The 18411-nt window shown below is 60.5% G+C and carries 17 protein-coding genes; 9 read left to right on the forward strand and 8 right to left on the reverse strand.

Features of this window, described 5'->3' with window-relative positions:
* Position 1: 1 nt before the first annotated feature.
* From AB7951_RS20485 to AB7951_RS20505, 5 genes are all read right to left on the reverse strand, one after another.
* On the reverse strand, positions 2–1345 hold the full coding sequence (locus AB7951_RS20485) for an aspartate aminotransferase family protein (RefSeq protein WP_439062549.1): 1344 nt from the start codon (positions 1343–1345) through the stop codon (positions 2–4).
* Positions 1346–1386: 41 nt separating this feature from the next.
* Positions 1387–2385 (reverse strand): phosphotransferase, encoded by a 999-nt coding sequence (locus tag AB7951_RS20490; protein WP_199712035.1) that lies wholly within the window; start codon positions 2383–2385, stop codon positions 1387–1389.
* A gap of 349 nt (positions 2386–2734) precedes the next feature.
* Complete coding sequence (locus AB7951_RS20495) at positions 2735–2974, reverse strand: DUF6719 family protein (protein ID WP_120288788.1); 240 nt, start codon at positions 2972–2974, stop codon at positions 2735–2737.
* A gap of 5 nt (positions 2975–2979) precedes the next feature.
* Entirely contained in the window at positions 2980–3120 is a 141-nt protein-coding gene (locus tag AB7951_RS20500) for a hypothetical protein (protein WP_158596770.1), read from the reverse strand.
* Between the two features lie 161 nt (positions 3121–3281).
* Positions 3282–3542, reverse strand: a complete 261-nt coding sequence (locus tag AB7951_RS20505; protein ID WP_141137206.1) for a hypothetical protein — start codon at positions 3540–3542, stop codon at positions 3282–3284.
* Positions 3543–3948: 406 nt separating this feature from the next.
* Between AB7951_RS20505 and AB7951_RS20510 the strand changes: the two genes are divergently transcribed.
* Positions 3949–4260: a hypothetical protein gene (locus AB7951_RS20510; RefSeq protein WP_439066195.1), complete on the forward strand. Its 312-nt coding sequence runs from the start codon at positions 3949–3951 to the stop codon at positions 4258–4260.
* 39 nt (positions 4261–4299) lie between these two features.
* Here the strand turns inward: AB7951_RS20510 and AB7951_RS20515 are convergent, their stop codons facing one another.
* The 3 genes from AB7951_RS20515 to AB7951_RS20525 form a co-directional block, all read right to left on the reverse strand.
* On the reverse strand, positions 4300–5619 hold the full coding sequence (locus AB7951_RS20515) for a UDP-glucose dehydrogenase family protein (RefSeq protein ID WP_120288786.1): 1320 nt from the start codon (positions 5617–5619) through the stop codon (positions 4300–4302).
* A 71-nt stretch (positions 5620–5690) separates the two neighbouring features.
* Positions 5691–6482 carry an FkbM family methyltransferase gene (locus AB7951_RS20520; protein ID WP_089268058.1) on the reverse strand — a complete coding sequence of 264 codons (792 nt, stop codon included), beginning with the start codon at positions 6480–6482 and terminating at the stop codon, positions 5691–5693.
* A gap of 126 nt (positions 6483–6608) precedes the next feature.
* Positions 6609–7376, reverse strand: coding sequence for a sugar transferase (locus AB7951_RS20525; RefSeq protein WP_120288785.1), 768 nt, complete (start codon positions 7374–7376; stop codon positions 6609–6611).
* A gap of 818 nt (positions 7377–8194) precedes the next feature.
* On the opposite strand from AB7951_RS20525, the gene AB7951_RS20530 reads away from it, so the two are divergent.
* The 8 genes from AB7951_RS20530 (at position 8195) to AB7951_RS20565 (ending at position 18410) form a co-directional block, all read left to right on the forward strand.
* The gene (locus AB7951_RS20530) at positions 8195–8923 is read left to right on the forward strand and encodes a metallophosphoesterase family protein (RefSeq protein WP_120289209.1); all 729 of its coding nucleotides are present in this window, start codon (positions 8195–8197) and stop codon (positions 8921–8923) included.
* 116 nt (positions 8924–9039) lie between these two features.
* Positions 9040–9654 (forward strand): polysaccharide biosynthesis/export family protein, encoded by a 615-nt coding sequence (locus AB7951_RS20535; protein ID WP_244628432.1) that lies wholly within the window; start codon positions 9040–9042, stop codon positions 9652–9654.
* 309 nt (positions 9655–9963) lie between these two features.
* Positions 9964–11388 carry an outer membrane beta-barrel protein gene (locus tag AB7951_RS20540; RefSeq protein WP_120288782.1) on the forward strand — a complete coding sequence of 475 codons (1425 nt, stop codon included), beginning with the start codon at positions 9964–9966 and terminating at the stop codon, positions 11386–11388.
* Positions 11369–13681 (forward strand): GumC family protein, encoded by a 2313-nt coding sequence (locus tag AB7951_RS20545; protein ID WP_120288781.1) that lies wholly within the window; start codon positions 11369–11371, stop codon positions 13679–13681. The genes AB7951_RS20540 and AB7951_RS20545 overlap by 20 nt, the downstream gene beginning before the upstream one ends.
* Complete coding sequence (locus AB7951_RS20550) at positions 13678–15099, forward strand: VpsF family polysaccharide biosynthesis protein (RefSeq protein ID WP_199712034.1); 1422 nt, start codon at positions 13678–13680, stop codon at positions 15097–15099. The genes AB7951_RS20545 and AB7951_RS20550 overlap by 4 nt, the downstream gene beginning before the upstream one ends.
* A complete protein-coding gene (locus tag AB7951_RS20555) occupies positions 15096–16178 on the forward strand; it encodes a glycosyltransferase family 4 protein (protein ID WP_120288780.1) in 1083 nt (360 codons plus the stop codon). Before AB7951_RS20550 ends, AB7951_RS20555 begins: the two co-directional genes overlap by 4 nt.
* Positions 16179–16246: 68 nt before the next feature.
* On the forward strand, positions 16247–17353 hold the full coding sequence (locus AB7951_RS20560) for an acyltransferase family protein (RefSeq protein WP_441256037.1): 1107 nt from the start codon (positions 16247–16249) through the stop codon (positions 17351–17353).
* 4 nt (positions 17354–17357) lie between these two features.
* On the forward strand, positions 17358–18410 hold the full coding sequence (locus AB7951_RS20565) for an acyltransferase family protein (protein ID WP_439062546.1): 1053 nt from the start codon (positions 17358–17360) through the stop codon (positions 18408–18410).
* The last annotated feature ends 1 nt before the right edge of the window (position 18411 follow it).

Raw genomic sequence — 18411 nt, forward strand, 5'->3', positions numbered from 1 at the left:
CTCAGAGCGATGCCATCACGGCTTCGGCCTCGGTCAGCAGCCGGTCGGCATTTGCCTCGGTGAAGACCAGCGGCGGACGAACCTTCAGCACATTGGCATGAGGGCCCGTCGCCGAGATCAGCACGCGGCGCGCGCGCAGGCCATTGACCACGGCAGATGCCGCGGCGGCATCCGACTCCTTGGTGCTGCGATCCTTTACGAGTTCGACGCCGACATAGAGGCCGGAGCCACGGACGTCACCGATCTGCTCGTATTTCTTCGCCAGTGCATGGAAGCCGTTGCGCAGGACCTTGCCGACCCGGAGCGAATTCTCGACCAGCTTCTCGTCGCGAATGACATTCAGCACCGCCTGCGCGGCCGCCATCGCCACCGTATTGCCACCGAATGTGTTGAAGTAGCGGTTGTCGCGGCCGAATTTCTCCACGATCTCCGGCAGCATCACGGCGGCAGCAACGGGGTAGCCATTGCCCATCGGCTTGCCCATGGTGATGATATCAGGCGTGATGCCGTGGCGCTGATAGCCCCAGAGCTTTTCACCGCTGCGGCCGAAGCCGGACTGCACTTCATCGGCGATGAAGACGCCGCCCGCCTTGTGCACGACATCGAGCACCGGCTTCAGCACGTCGGTCGGGTGCGAGAAGATGCCATCGGACGAGAACATGGAGTCCGCGATGAAGGCGGCGACACCGACGCCGCGGCGTTGCAGGTCAACGATCTGCTCGGACACCTTCTCGGCCATCCACGCGCCGATCTTTTCCGGCGCGATGCGATAGGAATCCGGCGCGGGGACGCGGCGCACGAAGGTGCCGAGCGGCGAATACGGCCCGAGCGATGGCGAGAAGCCCGCGGTCAGTTCCGAATTGCCGTGATAGGCCTCCTCGGTGATGATGATGCCCTGGTTGCCGGTGTGATGCTTGGCCATGCGGACGGCGAGATCGTTGGCTTCCGATCCGGTACAGGTGAACATCGCATGGCGCTTCGGCCCCTCGAACGTGCCGAGCAGGTCTTCGGCGTAATCGAGAATGCCCTTCTGGATGTAGCGCGTGTGGGTGCAGATGGTCTGTGCCTGCTGGGTGATCGCATCGACCACGCGCGGATGGCAGTGGCCGACCGACACCACGTTATTATAGGCGTCGAGATATTCATTGCCCTCTGAATCATAGAGCAGCACGCCCTTGGCGCGCGCGACCTCGACGGGGTTGCTGTAGAACAGCCGGTAGGCCGGGCCGAGTAACTCAGTGCGGCGCGTGACGAGCTTGCGGCTCTCTTCGGTGAGGCCGGTTGCCGTGGCGGGGTCGAAGCCGTTGACCATCTTGCCGCGCGGGGCGCTGGTGACTGCGGTCATGTTATTGTTTCCTCTGGAAGCAGGGTCGGATGTGGCAAAGATTATCTGGCGAAGTCCATCAACTGATCGGAGATCTCGTCCATCGAGCGGGCGATGAACCAGTCCATCTGCACCCAGGTCTGCTCGTTGTTGCGCAGGACATAGGCGGCGACGGACGGCACCCGGTTGGCCATGGCCGTGGACAGCAGCAGGCGCGTCGCCAGACGCGAGAAGATCAGATGCGGAATGAGGCTGAGTTCTTCCGCGGTCAGATCGGCTATCGAGAGATAGCCCTTGAGGAGATCGCGGCCGTCGGCAAAGACATCGCCCTTCATCGCGACGGGCAACTGATTGAGCATCGCCGTCGACGCATCGATGGCGATCGCGGTACGGACCGTGTCGCCAAAATCGATGATGCCACTCACGAAACCCGGCAGCGACGCATCGACGACAATGTTGGAGCGGGTGAAATCATTATGCAGCACCTGCATGCGGCACTGTTTGAGCCGGGTTTCGATGGCGGCGAAGCGCTCCAGTGCAGCCTCGACCTTGCGGCGCTGTGCGGCATCGGTGATTTCCGCCAGCAGATCGCGCAGCGTCAACAGGTTCTTGACGTCCCATGCGACAACCCGGGAATCCGACGGATGGCTGAAATCGGCCAGCGCGAGGCGGAGCCGCGCCAGCAATTTGCCGATCTCGGCCCGACCCGACGCCGTGGACGGCACCTCGCTGAGAGGCTGGCCTTCGAGATAGGACATCATCCGCACCTGCCGGCGCTGGCCGGCACGATCCAGATAATTGAAATGCCGCTCGCCCTTGTCGTTGGGAATGACGCGCGGCACCGGCAGATCGGGCGCACGCGCCGCGACGTGATCGAGCACCTGCACCTGCAGATCAATCTCGGGAATGTCCTCGATGGGGTTCGCAACCTTCAGGATAAAGCGCGGCCCGCTTGCCGGCGCGATTCGGAAGGTGTCGTCCTTCTCGGTGGCAAAGCGCGTGGGACGGCCTTCGATGCCAAAACGCTCGCGGGCGAGATCGACGGCCTCATCATCCGTCATATTTATATACGATGCCGCGAGTCCGCCCTGCATTGCACCCGGACGCGCGGAAGGCTCAAATGTCACCTGAACTGATCCATCTCGATTCGGAACCCGGCACGTCGCGGCCGGTACGCGCGACCATAGCAATGCTGTTCCCGCTTGTCAGGGCGTCCGCGCGGATGCGGGCATTTTCGACGAATTAAGCCCGTATTTTCTGCCTTTGCTGCCCATTTGGGCATGGATGCCACGGAAGCCACATCCATCGCATATGCGCGGCATCGATCCGCCGGGCGCCGTCAACGCCTATGGCGTGGGCCGACCGACGATACAGCAGGCGACGGCGTAAGCGCCGTTGCGGTGGCCTTGGCTATTTGCCTCTGACGGCGCCGGGGCCGCGAACGTCGCTGATCGGCACACAGCTTTTCTTGCGACGCTGGTTGTTCGGCGCACCTTGCACCTTCAGCACCTTGCCCGCCGAACACGAACCGTTGTCGACGAACACGGTCGCATACGGATCCATCATCAAAGGTTCGAAGGAGAGAAATTTTTGCGCGAAACACGGCTGGGCGACGGCCGTCAGGAACAGTCCAAGTAGAATAGTACGCACGACGATTATCTCACATAGATGACAAGACCGCCGATGATCACCAGGGCCGCGATAGCAAGAACATGGGCGCATGCAATCGAAACCGCCTCGACGGCGGAACCGACCTTCTGCCTGAGCTTCGACTCCTTGAATCGGAGCATAGGCATGCGAGACGCCACTTGCGCCTTGAAACGAGAGTCAGTCAATGAGCAGTCCCCAAATGCCGGCGCAAGATGTGTCCCACTTTGCCGACGAGCAAAGACTTGCGGTCAAATGAGGCGACAGTGAGTCAGGGTAACAGCCGACAATGATCGCCGGGATTCGTCGGTCAGTTGGATTCCATGATCCATGCCCTGCCCGCTTGCGCGACGGACGGCGCAACATCGCGGCCGCAGAACTCCGCAGCGCGTTCGAATTGTTCCTGAATTTCCGATGTTACCACCCCATTTGCGGCATCAAGTTCCCGCAGCGAGATGGTCGATGTGAAGGTTCCGGCAAAACAGCTGCAGAACTTTTTGGAATCGCTCGAAGGTTTGTTCGGCCGCTTGCGAAAGTGGTTCGAACAGCTTGTTTCCAGATTGTTCGCCATCTGATCGATTTCGTTCGCATAGATCGGGGACGCGATCACGGCGGCAAGTGCCAGTATAAATGTAGTTTGTCTCATAGTGCGATCATAACCTCGGTACTCCAGCAACGCATCGTCACTCTGTCGTCATCCTCAGGTTCCACGGGAGAAAGCTCGTGCTCACGCGCCTGTGTTCGGTATTCCGACATTCGGGGTTGAATTGTTGCAATTGTGACGGTTGAACAAATGAGCCGCATTGGCGATGTTCGCGGATGGGGCGGATGCCGAAAGTGATTGTGATTCTGCGATCTGCGGTCTGAGCGCCGCATTATTCGCTTATTCAATGGGTTCTCTGCTACGCGACGATCTCGGCATTTCCAGCAGACATGTCAGATCGATAACGCTACACTGTCCGGGATTGATTGCGCTGTTGCTTGCGCTCGAATTCCTGAGCACCAACTGGACCACGCCGTTGCAGGATAGCGGCATGCCCCATAGGGACGCCTTCATGGACAAGATCGCTCCGCATAAAGTCACGAAGGCCGATATCGTCTTCTCCGTCGGCCGCGGCCTCGTGATGGCCGCAGCCATCATCGGCGCCACATATTTCCTTGGAAGCTGGTATCTCGGCGGCAGCGACCTGGAATCGATCTACCAGACTGAAAGCTATAACGACGCCTCCACGACGCCGCGAAGCGAACATGCGACTGCGCCCGACACGACGGAGGAAGCGACGCAGTAAGACACTGCGCGCCTCCCCTTATCTGCGCAGATGCGCGAGCTAGTAAGCCACTGCTTGCGGCCGCCCGACGCCGCTATAGAGAAATCCGTTCCGCGTCACTTCATCCGGCGAATAGATGTTGCGGAGATCGATGATCACCGGACAGGCCATGATCGCCGCCATCTCCTTCAGATCGAGCGCGCGGAACTGCTCCCATTCGGTGACGATGACCATGGCATGACACCCGCGGGCGCATTCATAGGGCCCCTCGCAAAAGGTGACATTTTCGAACACCTTCTTCGCCTGCTCCATGCCCACGGGATCATAGACCCGCACCTCGGCGCCCATATCCTGCAGCGCCGTGATCAACGGGATCGACGGCGCGTCGCGCATGTCGTCGGTATTCGGCTTGAAGGTCACACCGAGAATGGCGATGGACTTGCCCCGCAGATTGCCGCCGAAGGCATGCGCGACCTTGCGCGCCATCGCGCGCTTGCGCTGGTCGTTGACGGCGACCACGGTCTCGACGATGCGCAGCGGCGCTTCGTAATCCTGCCCCGTCTTGATCAGTGCCAGCGTGTCCTTCGGAAAACACGAGCCGCCATAGCCCGGTCCGGCGTGCAGGAACTTCAGGCCGATCCGGTTGTCGAGACCGATGCCCCGCGCGACTTCCTGTACATTGGCACCAACCTTCTCGGCGAGATCGGCGATCTCGTTGATGAAGGCGACTTTCGTGGCCAGGAATGAATTGGCGGCGTATTTGGTCAGTTCGGCCGTGCGGCGATCCGTATACATGATCGGCGACGAGTTCAGATGCAGCGGCCGGTAGACTTCCGCCATGACATCCTTGGCGCGCTGATCGCTGGAACCGATGACGATACGATCGGGATGTTTGAAGTCTCTGATAGCAGCGCCTTCGCGCAGGAATTCCGGATTCGAGACCACGGCGAATTCGGCATCCGGATTCTCCTCGCGAATGATGCGCTCGACCTCGTCGCCGGAACCGACCGGCACCGTCGACTTGTTGACCACCACGGTGAACTTCTTGATGGCCTTCGCGATCTCGCGCGCCGCTGCATAGACATAGGACAGGTCCGCATGACCGTCACCGCGCCGCGACGGCGTGCCGACGGCGATGAACACCACCTCAGCCGCACCGACAGCAGATGCGACATCGGTGACGAATTTCAGCCGTCCCTGCTTGACGTTGCTCGCGACCAGCGCATCGAGACCGGGCTCATGGATCGGGATCTCACCGTTGTTCAGCGCATCGATCTTTCCCTGATCGGTATCGACGCAGGTGACGTGATGGCCGAAGTCCGAAAAGCACGCCCCCGACACGAGCCCCACATAGCCAGCGCCAATCATGGCAATTCGCATTGCATGTCCTGTCTTGTAAACAGTCCGCGGTCAGAACGACCCGGACATCCCCCGAGAATTCCGCATGCGCCTCAGCTGTTGAGGATCAACTCGCCGTCGAGATGCTGCGGAAAGAAAAAGAAGTTGTTGACGTAAGCTTGCCCGGGTTTACGGCCACCATTGGGCAGCAGCGCATCGGCGTCCTGCATTTCCCCGGCGTTGAAATGATCGATGGAGATCACCTCGTCGTCCTGAAGGAAGAAGCCGCGATAGGATTTGTCGCGAAAGAAATCGAACACCGAGCGCGTCGCCTCGGCACGGTGACGATCCTCTGCCTCGACAAGGAAGACTGGCTGGCACCGGTCGATCAGGCCGACGGCTCCATGCAAGACGCTCAACTCGTGCCCCTCGACGTCCACCTTCACGAAGGACACGTCCTCGCGCACGACACCATCGAGACGCGCCAATGGAACATGCGTGGTGATCAGTTGCTTCACCGACGGCTCATATTGTTGTTCGAGCGATGCCCGCCCGTAAACCAGGCCATCCTCGCCTTGCGGTGTGTAGAGCTCGGCATCGCCTTCATGATCCGAGAGAGCCACTTCATGGATGCGGACATTGGACGCAGAGGTGCGCCGAAGCAGATCGGCCATCTCATGCGACGGCTCGAACGCATGGACCTGACCGGACAGCCGCGCCAGTTGCTGGGTGTAGAGACCGCAATTGGCGCCGACATCGACCGTGACGGCCCCCTGCGGCACGATCTTGTCGAGATAGGCCAGTTCACGCTCCGCCGATTTGGGACGCTTCAGGAAGCGCCAGCGCAGATACATCGACGGGAAAGCGTCTTTGAGGAGCTGCTTGGTCCGTTGCGTCGCCGTCATGGCTGTCACCCTTCGTTCGAGGCTGGTTTCAAGGCAAAACAATTCCGGGCGCCGGACGGGGGTCCGCCAGCGCAATGTCTGCAATGTGTGGTGTGATCGATGCCGCCGCTCAATCGGTCGTGGGCATCAGAAGGCATTACCGGAGAGGAATTCGCGCCGGACCGTCTGCACGATGATCGTGATGTCCATACGCATCGACCATTTCTCGATATACTCGAGGTCGTAATCGATGCGCGAGATCGCCCGTGGCGCCTCCACGGTGCTGCCCCGGCAACCGCTCACCTGGGCCAGACCGGTGATGCCGGGCCGTGCGCTGTGACGCGTAAAGTAATACGGCACAAGATCTTCATAGAGCACGTTGGCGGCCAGCATGCCCGGTACATGGGGCCGCGGCCCAACCAGAGACATATCGCCCTTGAGCACGTTGATAAGCTGCGGAATTTCGTCGAGGCTGGTCTTGCGCAGCAGCTTGCCGATCCGCGTCACCCGGGCGTCGCCTTCGACCGTCTGCTGAATGCCGCGCTTGTCGCCGGCATCGGTGCGCATCGAGCGGAATTTGTATATCTTGAAGAAACGGTTGCGGTAGCCGTAGCGATACTGGGTGAAGAACACCGGCCCCGGCGAGGTCGCCTTGATGATGATTGCGATGGTGATCAGCAGCGGCGCGAGAAACAGCAAGGCCGAGCCAGCGGCCGCAATGTCGAACAATCGCTTGGCAATCGACTCCGACGGCTCGCACCGGGCAACCTGGTTCGTCCGGCGGCTGCGATAGGCGCTATTCCGATAGGACCCATGGCCGGCAAACTCGACCGGCCGCACTGAAATGAGCTGCCGCTCCTTCCAGAGCGGCGTCACCTTGTTGCGATCAAAACCAACTGAAACTGTAGAGGCCATGCTCTCGCTCCCTGCTGGAACTTTGGTGCGCGATAATCGAACAGAAACATGCCTATGTGGCAGGCATGCGAATTCAGAACTCTTCCCTTCGACGAACATTCGCAATTGCGAAACCATCTTCGTCGATCAGCAAGAACCTTCATCCCTGAAGATTTCTTAACTGTGCGAACGAATTAGGGCGGCAAAACGGTATTGGCGTGTAACATTACGCAGTCGCAATATTGATATAATTGTGCGGCGCGCAAAAATCTTTGTGCACGGAAGCGCTTAGATCGTTTTATCTGTTTGCTGCACTGCATCCAGCTCACGGCAGCCATGCAAAATAATTGCGCTACGCAGATCGATGAATTGCATCGCGTAGCTGCGAGATCGGGTGCATGATCTTCGCAATTAACAAATCGCCACCAAGCGGCAATCGATTCGAGCTTGATTTTTCACTCGATACTAAAGCGCGCCCATTATGTTGCGCACTGAGACTGCTCACTCCGCCAGATATTTCGGCATCGCCATGGTCGCTCGACGAACACCTCAGATGACTACAGGGGACATTTCATTTCCCCCGCGCGCGATCGCCGTGGATAAGGCGGCGATCTCCAGCCCTGTGGATAGTTCTGCCAGCGATGTGCGTAACGCATCTGGCCGCAAACTGCGAAATAGACTTCTTCTTATCAATGCGGCCGTCTGGGTCGCTGTGATCGTCGCCGTTCGCATCATTTTCTTCTGAGCTCTTCGCTATCCCCAAAGCTTTATGAGTCCCAAGGCGTTGCGCGGCCGATTGAATTTGACCGCGACGGTTCCCTGATCGTAGCTTGCGCGAAATGCCGCGCTCCCTCTCCAGGTCAGATTCGAACAAGGCGGCACTGCCGCCCGATACGCGTATCTATGCCATCGGTGACATTCACGGACGCGCCGACCTGCTGCAGGAAACCATCGCGCGCATCGATGAGGACATCCGACGTCGCCCGATCACCTATGCGGCAGAGGTCTATATCGGCGATTACATCGATCGTGGCGCGGATTCGAAAGGTGTGATCGATTTGCTGGCAGTCCGCATGGTGCACAACCATGCAATCTGCCTACGCGGCAATCACGAAGCCATCATGGAAGACTTCCTGGAGGATGCCAGCGTGCTCGAGCACTGGCGCCAACTGGGGGGACTTCAGACTCTCGCGTCCTATGGCGTTTCTCCATCGCGCACGGCAACGGCGCGGGACGTGCAGAACGCCTTTCACGCCGCATTCCCTCCGGCGCATGACGCTTTCCTGCGTTGCCTGCGGAACAATATCAGATGCGGCGACTTCTTGTTCGTTCACGCGGGCATTCGTCCCAATGTTCCGCTGTCGTCTCAAGATCCGCATGATCTGATGTGGATCAGGGACGAGTTCCTGGATTCCAAGCGCAATCATGGCGTCTATGTGGTGCACGGACACACACCGGTTCCCCATGCAGATATTAGAGATAACCGTGTGAATATTGACACAGGTGCGTGGCGCAGCGGCATCCTCACGTGCATTGCCATCGAAGGTACAGAGATTCTGGTTCTCTAAGAAGACATTAGTACGCAATCTGCGCACTCTCTGAGTACGCCACATTCTTTCGCCGTTTTTTGCCGGACACTCTCGCGCAATTGTCGTCTGCATCAATTGTCATCGAATTGATGCAGATGATCACATTGATGTTGTGTTGGGGGTCTACCATGTTGCGAACGAACCGATGCGCCGGCATTTTGATAGTACCGGTGCTTTCATTCTTCCTTGCTGGCGTCGCTCCGTCGATCGCGCTCGCACAGGACCAGCGGGTTTCTGCGGCTTCGCCGTCAGGCACCTATCTTCTTGGACCGACTGACCGCGTTCGTCTGAAGGTCTATGGCGAAGCTGATATCACCGGTGAATATGAAGTCGACAGCAACGGATTTGTATCGATTCCCCTTGCGGGCCACGTGAAGGCCGCAGGCCTGACCACACGGCAATTAGAGAAGGGCATCTCCTCCGCGTTGGCCAAGGGAATCGTGCGAGACCCACGCGTGAATGTGGAAATCGCACTGTATCGCCCCTTCTATATCCTCGGCGAAGTGAAGAAGAGCGGCGAATACCCTTATCGCATGGGCCTGACCGTGATGGACGCCGTCGCAACTGCCGGTGGATTCACCTATCGCGCCAATGAGAACAAAGTGTATTTGCGGCGATCGGGCTCAACGGTCGAAGAGATCTATGCGCTCGATTCGCCAGTCCTAGTATTTCCCGGCGACAATGTGCGTGTCCCAGAACGATACTTCTGAACTCATCATTTTTGATTTTGTCTGATGTGTAGTGACCGATGCGCGCCTTCATGTCGCGCGTCGCCATAGTCTCGACTTTTTGCGGTGCGTATTCTTGTGCAGTGCGACGAACTTTACTTCGTACTTCGCATTGTGGGCAGCAAAGAGAAGGGCGTTTCATCAGACGAGTGTTGAGTGCGCTAGTGGGGGCGCGACATTCATCACGGGCTTGCTGAGTTTGTAAGCGCCGGGATGAATTTCTAAGCGGCAATCAAGTCTCGACGACAATTCGATAGCGGAGGAATGCATGTCCTTCGCAAGGGATGAGTGATGAAATGTACGTTTGTATCAGCAGGATCGGAGGCGATCGGCGAAGGACCGGAGGGGCTGCGGCCGATTCCCGTCACGCGCCGCGCTCTCCGTATCGCGCCATGGCCGGTCACGGCGATTCTGCTTGGTATTGCATCACCCGCCAATGCCCAGGCGATCCCGGCAACCAGCGACGAGCTCGCGCCGCCCTGGAATGCGCAACGGATTTTCGAACCGTCCGCGCTGCCCGATCTGGTCGACCGGGATAACCGCGAAGCAGTAGCGCCAGAGGACATGCCAGTAAAAAAGCGACAGCAACCTGGTTATGAACCTGTCGGCATCCGCCAGGGATCCTGGATGTTCAACCCGTCGCTGATGACGGGCGCGCTCTATGACAGCAATGTGTTTGCCTCGAACACCCAGAAGCGCGGCGACGTTGCAGCGGTGATCGAACCCAGCCTGCGTGCGCACACGCTGTGGGAACGACACGGCATCGACATCAAGCTCAATTCGCGAACCACGGCCTATAACGAAAATTCAAGCCTCGACCAGACCGATGTGAGCCTGAAGGGCGCCGGCTGGATCGATATCGCCAACGATATGGTCGTGCTGGGCAGTTTCCAGATCGCGCATCTCAATGAGGGTGTGGGTTCGCTGAGTTCGCCTTCCAATGCCGTGACACCGACTCCATATAATCTGATGTCCGGCGACCTGACCGTCCGCAAGGAATTCAACCGGCTGGCGACATCGATCGGCGCACGCGTCGACTCGTACGATTACGGCACGGCGCGCGCGCAGGATGGCAGTCTGATCGACCAGAGCAGCCGCGACGGCCAGATCTATGCGCTTCACGGCCGCGTCGATTATGCGTTCTCGCCTGTGCTCGGCTGGTTCGGCGGCGTCGAAGGCAACCAGCGCAACATCCGCGGCGTACCCGGCCAGACGCTGGACTCCACCGGCTATCGCGCGTTGTCCGGCTTGACCGTCGGTTTCGGCAATCTGCTCCGCGGCGAGTTCGGCGGCGGCTATGTCGAGCAGCGCTTCGACAATCCTCTGATCGGCACCGTCGACGGACCGTCCTATCGCGCCAAGCTCACATGGAGCCCGACGCGATTGATGGACATCCACGTCAAGGCCGAACAACTGGTCACGCAGACATCCGATACCAGCTCGACCGGCGTGCTGGCCAATGCCGTGCAGGTCGGCGTCGACTACGAGCTGCGTCGCAACGTCATCCTGTCGCTGGCGGGCGCCTATGAGATCGATCGCTTCTTCGGCCAGGCCCGCAAGGACCGCGTGACCACGACCAATGCCAGCGTGAAGTATTTGATGAACCGCTTCAGCGCGATCTCGGCCTATCACCGCTACACATCGCGCGACAGCGATATACCCACCTTCAGTTACGACAAACACCAGGTAGGGCTCAATGTTACAGCGCAATTTTGATCAGCCTTATCCGGCGGCACCGGAACCGGTTCCGACCGCCGTTGCCGGTTGGCAGGCGCCGACCGTCGATCTCCGGGAAATGGCGCGCATCCTGCGCCGGCGCTGGCGCGCAGTCGTGCTGCCCGCCGCCGTGCTCGGCGGCATCGCCCTCGCTTATGTGGCGACGGCGACCACACTCTATACTGCGAATTCCACCGTACTGGTCGATCCCCGGCGCGCCAATGTGGTCGAAACCAATCAATCGGTGCTGACCAATTTCGGCACGGATGATGCGACCATCGAAAGCCAGACGCTGCTGATCCAGTCGCTGACCATTCTGCAGCGTGTGGTCGACAAGCTGAAGCTGACGCAGGATCTCGAGTTCATGCCAAAGCCCGGCCTGCTCGATCCGATCCGCAATCTATTCCGCAGCAGCAGCCCGGTCGATGGCGTGAGCCCCGAAGACGCCGCGCGTGCATACTCTATATATCTGCTCCAGCGCCGCATGAAGGTGACACGACAAGGCACGACATTCCTGGTCGATATCGCCGTCAGCTCGGAATCGCCGCAGAAAGCCGCGACCATCGCCAATGCGGTGGCTGACGCCTATTTCGAGGAACAGGTCCGCGCCAAATTCGATGCGACGCGCATCGCAGCCAAATGGCTCGGCGGCCAGATCGATGCGCTGAAGAACCGCGTCGTCACCTCCGAACAGGCCGTCGCGGACTATCGTTCCGCCAATAACCTCGCGGTCTCGCAGGGCGTGACGGTCAACGACCAGCAGATCACCGATCTCAACAGCAAGCTGATTGCTGCCCGGGTGCAGACCGCCGAGGCGCGTGCCAAGTTCGATCAGGTGCAGCAATTGGCGAAAACCGGCGGCGATGCCGGCGGACTCAATGCCGCCGTCTCCTCGGAGATGGTGACCAAGCTGCGCGCGCAATATGCCGATATCGCCAAGAACGAAGCCGACCTGACCAGCAAATATGGTCCGCGGCATCCGCAGGTCGCCAATGTGCGGGCACAGCTCAAGGACACGCAGCGGCTGATCAACGAGGAAATCGGGCGCATCGTGCAGGGCACGGCGCATGATTATGACGTTGCGAAATCGCGCGAGGCGTCGCTGCAGGACAGTTTCGACAAGCTGCAGGGCGTCTCCAGCACGTCCGGTCAGGCCGTGGTCCGGCTGCATGAGCTGCAGCGCGAGGCCGAGGCCAACCGCACGCTCTATGAGTCATATCTGGCGCGCTCGAAGGAGACGACGGCGCAGGAAAGCCTGGAGATGCCGGACTCCCGCATCGTCAGCTTTGCCAGCATCCCGCTCAAGCCTTCCGCGCCGAAGACGATGCTTATTCTAGGCTTTGCGATCCTGCTCGGCCTCGGCGGCGGCACGGTGCTGGCATTCCTGACCGACTATCTCGACGGGCGGATCAAGACGTTGGAACAGGCCGAAGAGATATCGGGCGTTCCCGCGCTGGCCGCTCTACCCTCGATCAGCAGTCGCGAACTCGCCGGGCGTGCCAAACGCGGCCGCACCGAACTCGGCAATTACGATCCGCGCACCATGCGGCTGCTGCCGGCTGCATTGCAGCCACCACTGATGCGCTATGCCATCGAGGAGCCCGGCACATTCTTCGCCGAAGCGATTCGCGCGGTGCGTCTGGCGATTCAGCGTGCGCGCAAGATCGACACGGTCAAGGTCGTGCTGGTGACATCGGGCCTCGAAAGTGAAGGCAAGACAACCTTCGCCGGCAATCTCGCACTGTCCTTCGCCACGCTGGGCATCAAGACACTCCTGATCGACGGCGATCTGCGCAATCCCGGTCTGACCCGCGCCGTCAGCCCCAATGCCGATGCCGGCCTCCTGCAGGTGGCGACCGGCGAAGTGTCGCTGGAGCGCGCCATCCTGCTTGATCGCAGCACCGGCCTCTCGATCCTGCCCTCGCCCGCTATCAAGGATGTCGATGCCATCACCGAGTTGATGTTCTCCGAGCAGATCGTCGAAATCCTCGACCGCCTGAAGTCACATTATGAACTGATCATCATCGACTCGCCGCCGCTGATTCCGCTGGTCGACGGCCGCGCGCTGGCCGAACTCGCCGACCGAATTTTGCTGGCCATGGCCTGGAATCAGACACCGCGCGAAGTCGTCGCCCACACGATGGAGCTGCTGGCTCCGGTGCATGATCGCATTCTCGGCACCGTGCTGACCCAGGTCGATCTCAGCAAGATCCGCTTCTACGACTATTATCGCAGCTCGGCCTATCTGAAGCCCTATGGCGTCGCCGCCGCCAGTGCGGGAGCTGCGCGTTGACATTGGCCCGGACCGCGCCGCTCAGGCTGCATCGCAACGGCGCCGTCGCCGCGGCGGGCTCGCGTGCACGCGTTCCGCAACGACGCCAGATCGTCAACACCGCCCAACTCATTAATTTAATGATCGTCAGCGTGCTGCTGGGCGCCATCGTCGCGATCTTCACGCTGTCCGGCGGCGTTCTGACCAATCTCAAGATCCATTACCTGACACCCGGCGGCAATTTTCTCGAGAAATTGCACCCCGGCACCTATGCGACATTCATCGCGATGCTTTTGCTGCTGATGCGCGACGGCGACCCGATCGGTGAGATCAACCGTGCCTTCACGGACGCCAAGCTTTTGCTGGTGCACCTGTTCTGCTGGTTCGTCCTGCTGATCCAGATGTTCGTGCTGGAACGCCCGTTCACGGTCATCATCGACACGTTCCTGCTGCCGATCCTGCTGTGCCTGCTGATCTGGCGGCTGACGCCGGCGCAGCGGCGGCCGCTGGTCTGGGCCATCCATGCGACACTGCTGCTCAACATCCTGATTGGCTATTACGAATATTTCTCCGGCCATCGCATCATTCCGCTGACGCTCGGCAGCGTGCTGGTAGTCGGTGAATGGCGCTCGGCTGCGCTCCTCGGCCATCCGCTGACGGCCTCGGGCATCGTCGGCGCCTATATCATGGCGCTGGTGCTGCGACCGGCCATCTGCCCGCCGATCATGATCCGCGTGCCACTGATCGCCTTCAGTCTGGGCTCACTGATGGCCTTCGGCGGCCGTACCGCGCTGATGACGGTATTGTTCGTGCTGGCTTGCCTCGGTCTGCTTGAGACGATCCGGCTGATCCGCGGCAAGCGCGTGCCGCTGCTGTTCGCTGTCGGCGCGATCTGCTTTCTTTTTGCGGCGGCAGGTGTCGTTTTTGCTGCGCTCTATCTCGGCATCTTCGACAAGATGCTGCTGCGCTTCTCGTCGGACAAAGGCAGCGCCCTGGCGCGCTTTGCAACCTTCGACATGCTCAATCATTTCCAGTGGAGCGAACTGATTCTCGGACCCAATCCGGTTCGCGTGAACGCGCTGCAGTCGCAGCTCGGTTTGAATTATGGCATCGAGAACTTCTGGGTGTCCTGCATCGTGCAATTTGGCCTGATCCATACCATCCTGATCACGCTCGGCCTGACCTGCTTCTTCATCGAACTGCTGCGCCGGTCGGACCGCGCAGCCTTCGCCATCTTGCTGCTGATCCTGATGATTGCGGCAAGCTCGGTGAGCTTCTCGTCGAAGAACATCCAGCTGGCGCAACTCGTTCTGCTCATCGCGCTGCTGCTGCCGCGCGAACGCGCGCCGGCCGTGGCGCCACCCCGCCATGTCCATCAGCGACCGCCGATGGCGGCTCCGCATGTCCGCGCCGTCCCCCGGGATCAGGAGTTTGCATGACTATCTATGTCGATCACACCCATCTCGGACGCCATGTGACCGGGCTCGAACGGATCACACTGGAGCTGTTTTCGCAGCAGGCGCTGGCGCCGCTCGATGTCGTGCCCATCACCTCGCGCGGCACCGGCCAGATGGTGGCGACGCAGACTTTCGGTCTGCCGATGCGCCTGGCGTCTCCCTCGTCGTTCCTGCTGTGCCCCGGCTTCCCGCCAAGCCCGCTGCTGCGGATGTTTTCATCACGTGTGCTGCCCTATATGCACGACGACTTCCTGCTGACGCGACAGGCCGATCTCAATGCCCGCGCGCGACTCTATATGGCGACGCCTTTCAAGATCGCGCTCAAGAACTATCCGCGTTTCCTGACCAATTCGCGCGACACCCAGCGCAAGCTCGCCGAACATTGTCGCCCGGACGCAGAGATCACGCTGTATCGCCCGCCGGTGCGCAACGTGTTCAAGCTGGAATCCGCCGAGCGCGCCGACCGCGAGCCCGAGACGTCGCCGCTGCGCGTCGTGGCGCTCGGCACCGTGGAGCCACGCAAGAACTTCATCGCCGCGGCCAATATCGTCCGTGAATTGCGTCAGCACGGTTTTCCCGGCGCCACCCTCGACATCGTTGGCCGCAAAGGCTGGGGCGATGACTGGAAGACACTGGAACGCATGTCGTGCGTGACCTTGCATGGCTACCAGTCTTCCGAGAACGTGACGCGCATTCTCAATGAGGCCGATATTTTCCTGTGCACCTCGCATGACGAAGGCCTCGGCCTTCCACTGCTCGAAGCCCAGTATGCCGGCCTGCCGATCGTCGCGCCGAATGCGCCCGTCTTCCATGAAGTGCTGGGCACATCCGGCATCTTCATCGATCCGTCGGACCACGGCACCGCAGCGTCGCAGATCGGCGGGGCTATCGCGGCTTCTCAGTGGCGCAGGCAGTATGTTGCGGCAGCTACCGAGAACCTCGCGCGCTGGAACGCGCTGGCAGCGAGCGACCACGACATCGTCATCGACCTGATCGCCGAACTCGCCGGCGGGCAGCTGGCCGGCCGTCGTTCGGCGGCGAAACCCAACGTCGCGCATTAGGATCGTGACGCCGGCGTCCATGCCGGATCGGGGCCACGCCTGGTCCGTTCAACAGGGGATATTGCTTCTTGCAGGATATCGACACCAACACACGACATCTGGACGGGCTGCGCATCGTTGCGGCCAGCGCCGTCGTAATCCTGCATTATTCCGATTACATCAAGGACCTGCCAATTGGTCGCTTCATGGTGGACCACACCTGGCACTTCAATCTGTTCGTCGACCTGTTCTTCGTCATCTCCGGCTTCGTCATTGCCAGCCAGTATCTGGCGAAAGTCGGCTCACCCGCCGCGGTCGGCCGCTTCCTGTGGCGGCGCCTCGCGCGGATCTATCCTCTGCATCTGGCAACGCTGGCTTTCTATATCCTGATCGCACTGGCGCTTCATGCCGGCATCGCCAAGACCGACAACCCGGCGCGCTATCCGTTCTCAGACCTGCCGGCGCAGTTCCTGCTGCTGCACGCCATCGATGGCGACCGGCTGACCTTCAATTTTCCGAGCTGGTCGCTGTCGGCAGAGTTCTTCTGCTACGTGCTGTTTCCGCTGATGGTGCTAATGATCGCGCGGAGCAGGACGGTGATTGTGGTCCTCGTCGTGCTGCCGCTGCTGGCCAACAGCATCTATGCCGTTGCCATGAGCACCGAGCCCTGGCCGGACTGGATCAACAAAGGTGGCGCCTTCCGCGCTTTGCCTGCCTTCAATCTCGGCATTGCCTGCTGGCTGTTTCGCGACCGGATTGCCCGGCTTCCAGCGATACCGGGCCTGCTGACCACGGCCCTCGTCCTGTTCCTCATCTTCGGCGCGCAGCTTCCGATCATGGCAGCGCTCGCAGTCATCTATCTCATCGCTGCACTCGCCATCCATCACGACCTCTCCAGCCAGACCACCCTGTTCTCGCGCCTTGGCTTTGAGCGCTGGTCGTCGCTGACCTATTCCTCTTACATGCTGCATATTCCGGTCGCGACCGTCGTCCTCACGCTGGCGGCACGCTTCCTTGCCCCCGTCATTCCCGGCGGCAAGCTCGCCCTGGTGCCGCTGGCCATCGCCGTTCTTGCCGCCGCCAGCATTCTGTCCCTGCGCTATTTCGAGACGCCCATGCGGCGCGCTCTCAATGAGGCTTATGATCGCCATTTCAGCACGCGAATTGCCGCGGCGACGGTGCCAAGGCAGAGGTGACCTGATGGTGGATGCAACGCAGACAATGTCCGGGACGGCGCGGCCGCTGACTCAAACGAGGACGGCCAGCCGGGATGTGGCCATCGACAGCATGCGCGGCCTCGCCATTCTGATGGTGATCGGCATCCATTCGCTGCAGCAACCGCTCGATGCATCGTGGAAGACCATGCTCGATGCGGCGTTGCGCCCCTGCGTGCCGATCTTCCTGTTCGCGTCCGGCTATCTGACCGCGCTGTCGGGCCGCGTTCCACTCGGCAAGCGCGTGATGGCCGCATTGATCCCCTACGCCATCGCTTTCGCTGCGGCCTATCTCTACATGGCGCTGCAGAATCCGGCCATGGACCACCGCCCGACGACAACGGCTGCCCGCTTCGTGCTCGCTTACGTGTTCGTGTATTATTACGTCTTCGTCTATCTCGGCTGTACGCTCATGCTCTGGCTCACCCTATGGTTTGCCCATCGTGTGCCGACCCAAGCCAATGAGCGACTGCGCCTCGTCCTGATGCTCGCCCTCGTCTTCGGACTGATTATCGGCAGCTATGTCGATCCCCTGCTGATACAGCGCGGGCTGTCCGAAGGGCTGATCGAGGAAGTGCGCATGCGTGATATCCCGTTCTGGTTCAGCTTCGTGGCGCTGGGAATGCTGGTCGCCGGATCGACGGCGCGGCTGGCCCTTCCACGGATGCGCCTGACGCTGACCGCGGCGGCACTGCTGGCCTATGTGATCTATGTGGCAGCGAGACTGCTCAAGATCGGCGACGCCGCCGATTATGATTCGATGGCGTTCTTCGGCTATGCGGCGGCGCTCTGCGTCCTGTTGCTCGCACTCGGCGTCCGCGCGCCGATCCTGGCCATGCTCGGATCCGGCAGCTACTTCATCTATCTCTGGCATATTTTCATTGTCATGGCCTTGCGCGATCATGGCGGACTGCGCCAGTTCGGCCCGGTTGCGGGGACATTTCTGATGTATGCGATCACTGTCGCCCTGAGCCTTATCGCACTGCTCGCCGTGCAACGATGGGCGCCCCCGCGCGCGGCCCGCTGGCTCGGAGCCTGAC

It is taken from the genome of Tardiphaga sp. 285_C5_N1_2 (assembly GCF_052076065.1).
GTDB classification, from domain to species: domain Bacteria; phylum Pseudomonadota; class Alphaproteobacteria; order Rhizobiales; family Xanthobacteraceae; genus Tardiphaga; species Tardiphaga robiniae.

Excerpts from the sequence above, each read along its gene's own strand:
- AB7951_RS20485 (WP_439062549.1), bottom strand. The coding sequence starts at position 1,345 with ATGACCGCAGTCACCAGCGCCCCGCGCGGCAAGATGGTCAACGGCTTC.
- AB7951_RS20490 (WP_199712035.1), bottom strand. The coding sequence starts at position 2,385 with ATGACGGATGATGAGGCCGTCGATCTCGCCCGCGAGCGTTTTGGCATC.
- AB7951_RS20500 (WP_158596770.1), bottom strand. The coding sequence starts at position 3,120 with ATGCCTATGCTCCGATTCAAGGAGTCGAAGCTCAGGCAGAAGGTCGGT.
- AB7951_RS20505 (WP_141137206.1), bottom strand. The coding sequence starts at position 3,542 with ATGGCGAACAATCTGGAAACAAGCTGTTCGAACCACTTTCGCAAGCGG.
- AB7951_RS20515 (WP_120288786.1), bottom strand. The coding sequence starts at position 5,619 with ATGCGAATTGCCATGATTGGCGCTGGCTATGTGGGGCTCGTGTCGGGG.
- AB7951_RS20520 (WP_089268058.1), bottom strand. The coding sequence starts at position 6,482 with ATGACGGCGACGCAACGGACCAAGCAGCTCCTCAAAGACGCTTTCCCG.
- AB7951_RS20525 (WP_120288785.1), bottom strand. The coding sequence starts at position 7,376 with ATGGCCTCTACAGTTTCAGTTGGTTTTGATCGCAACAAGGTGACGCCG.
- AB7951_RS20530 (WP_120289209.1), top strand. The coding sequence starts at position 8,195 with ATGCCGCGCTCCCTCTCCAGGTCAGATTCGAACAAGGCGGCACTGCCG.
- AB7951_RS20535 (WP_244628432.1), top strand. The coding sequence starts at position 9,040 with ATGATCACATTGATGTTGTGTTGGGGGTCTACCATGTTGCGAACGAAC.
- AB7951_RS20540 (WP_120288782.1), top strand. The coding sequence starts at position 9,964 with ATGAAATGTACGTTTGTATCAGCAGGATCGGAGGCGATCGGCGAAGGA.
- AB7951_RS20545 (WP_120288781.1), top strand. The coding sequence starts at position 11,369 with ATGTTACAGCGCAATTTTGATCAGCCTTATCCGGCGGCACCGGAACCG.
- AB7951_RS20555 (WP_120288780.1), top strand. The coding sequence starts at position 15,096 with ATGACTATCTATGTCGATCACACCCATCTCGGACGCCATGTGACCGGG.
- AB7951_RS20565 (WP_439062546.1), top strand. The coding sequence starts at position 17,358 with ATGGTGGATGCAACGCAGACAATGTCCGGGACGGCGCGGCCGCTGACT.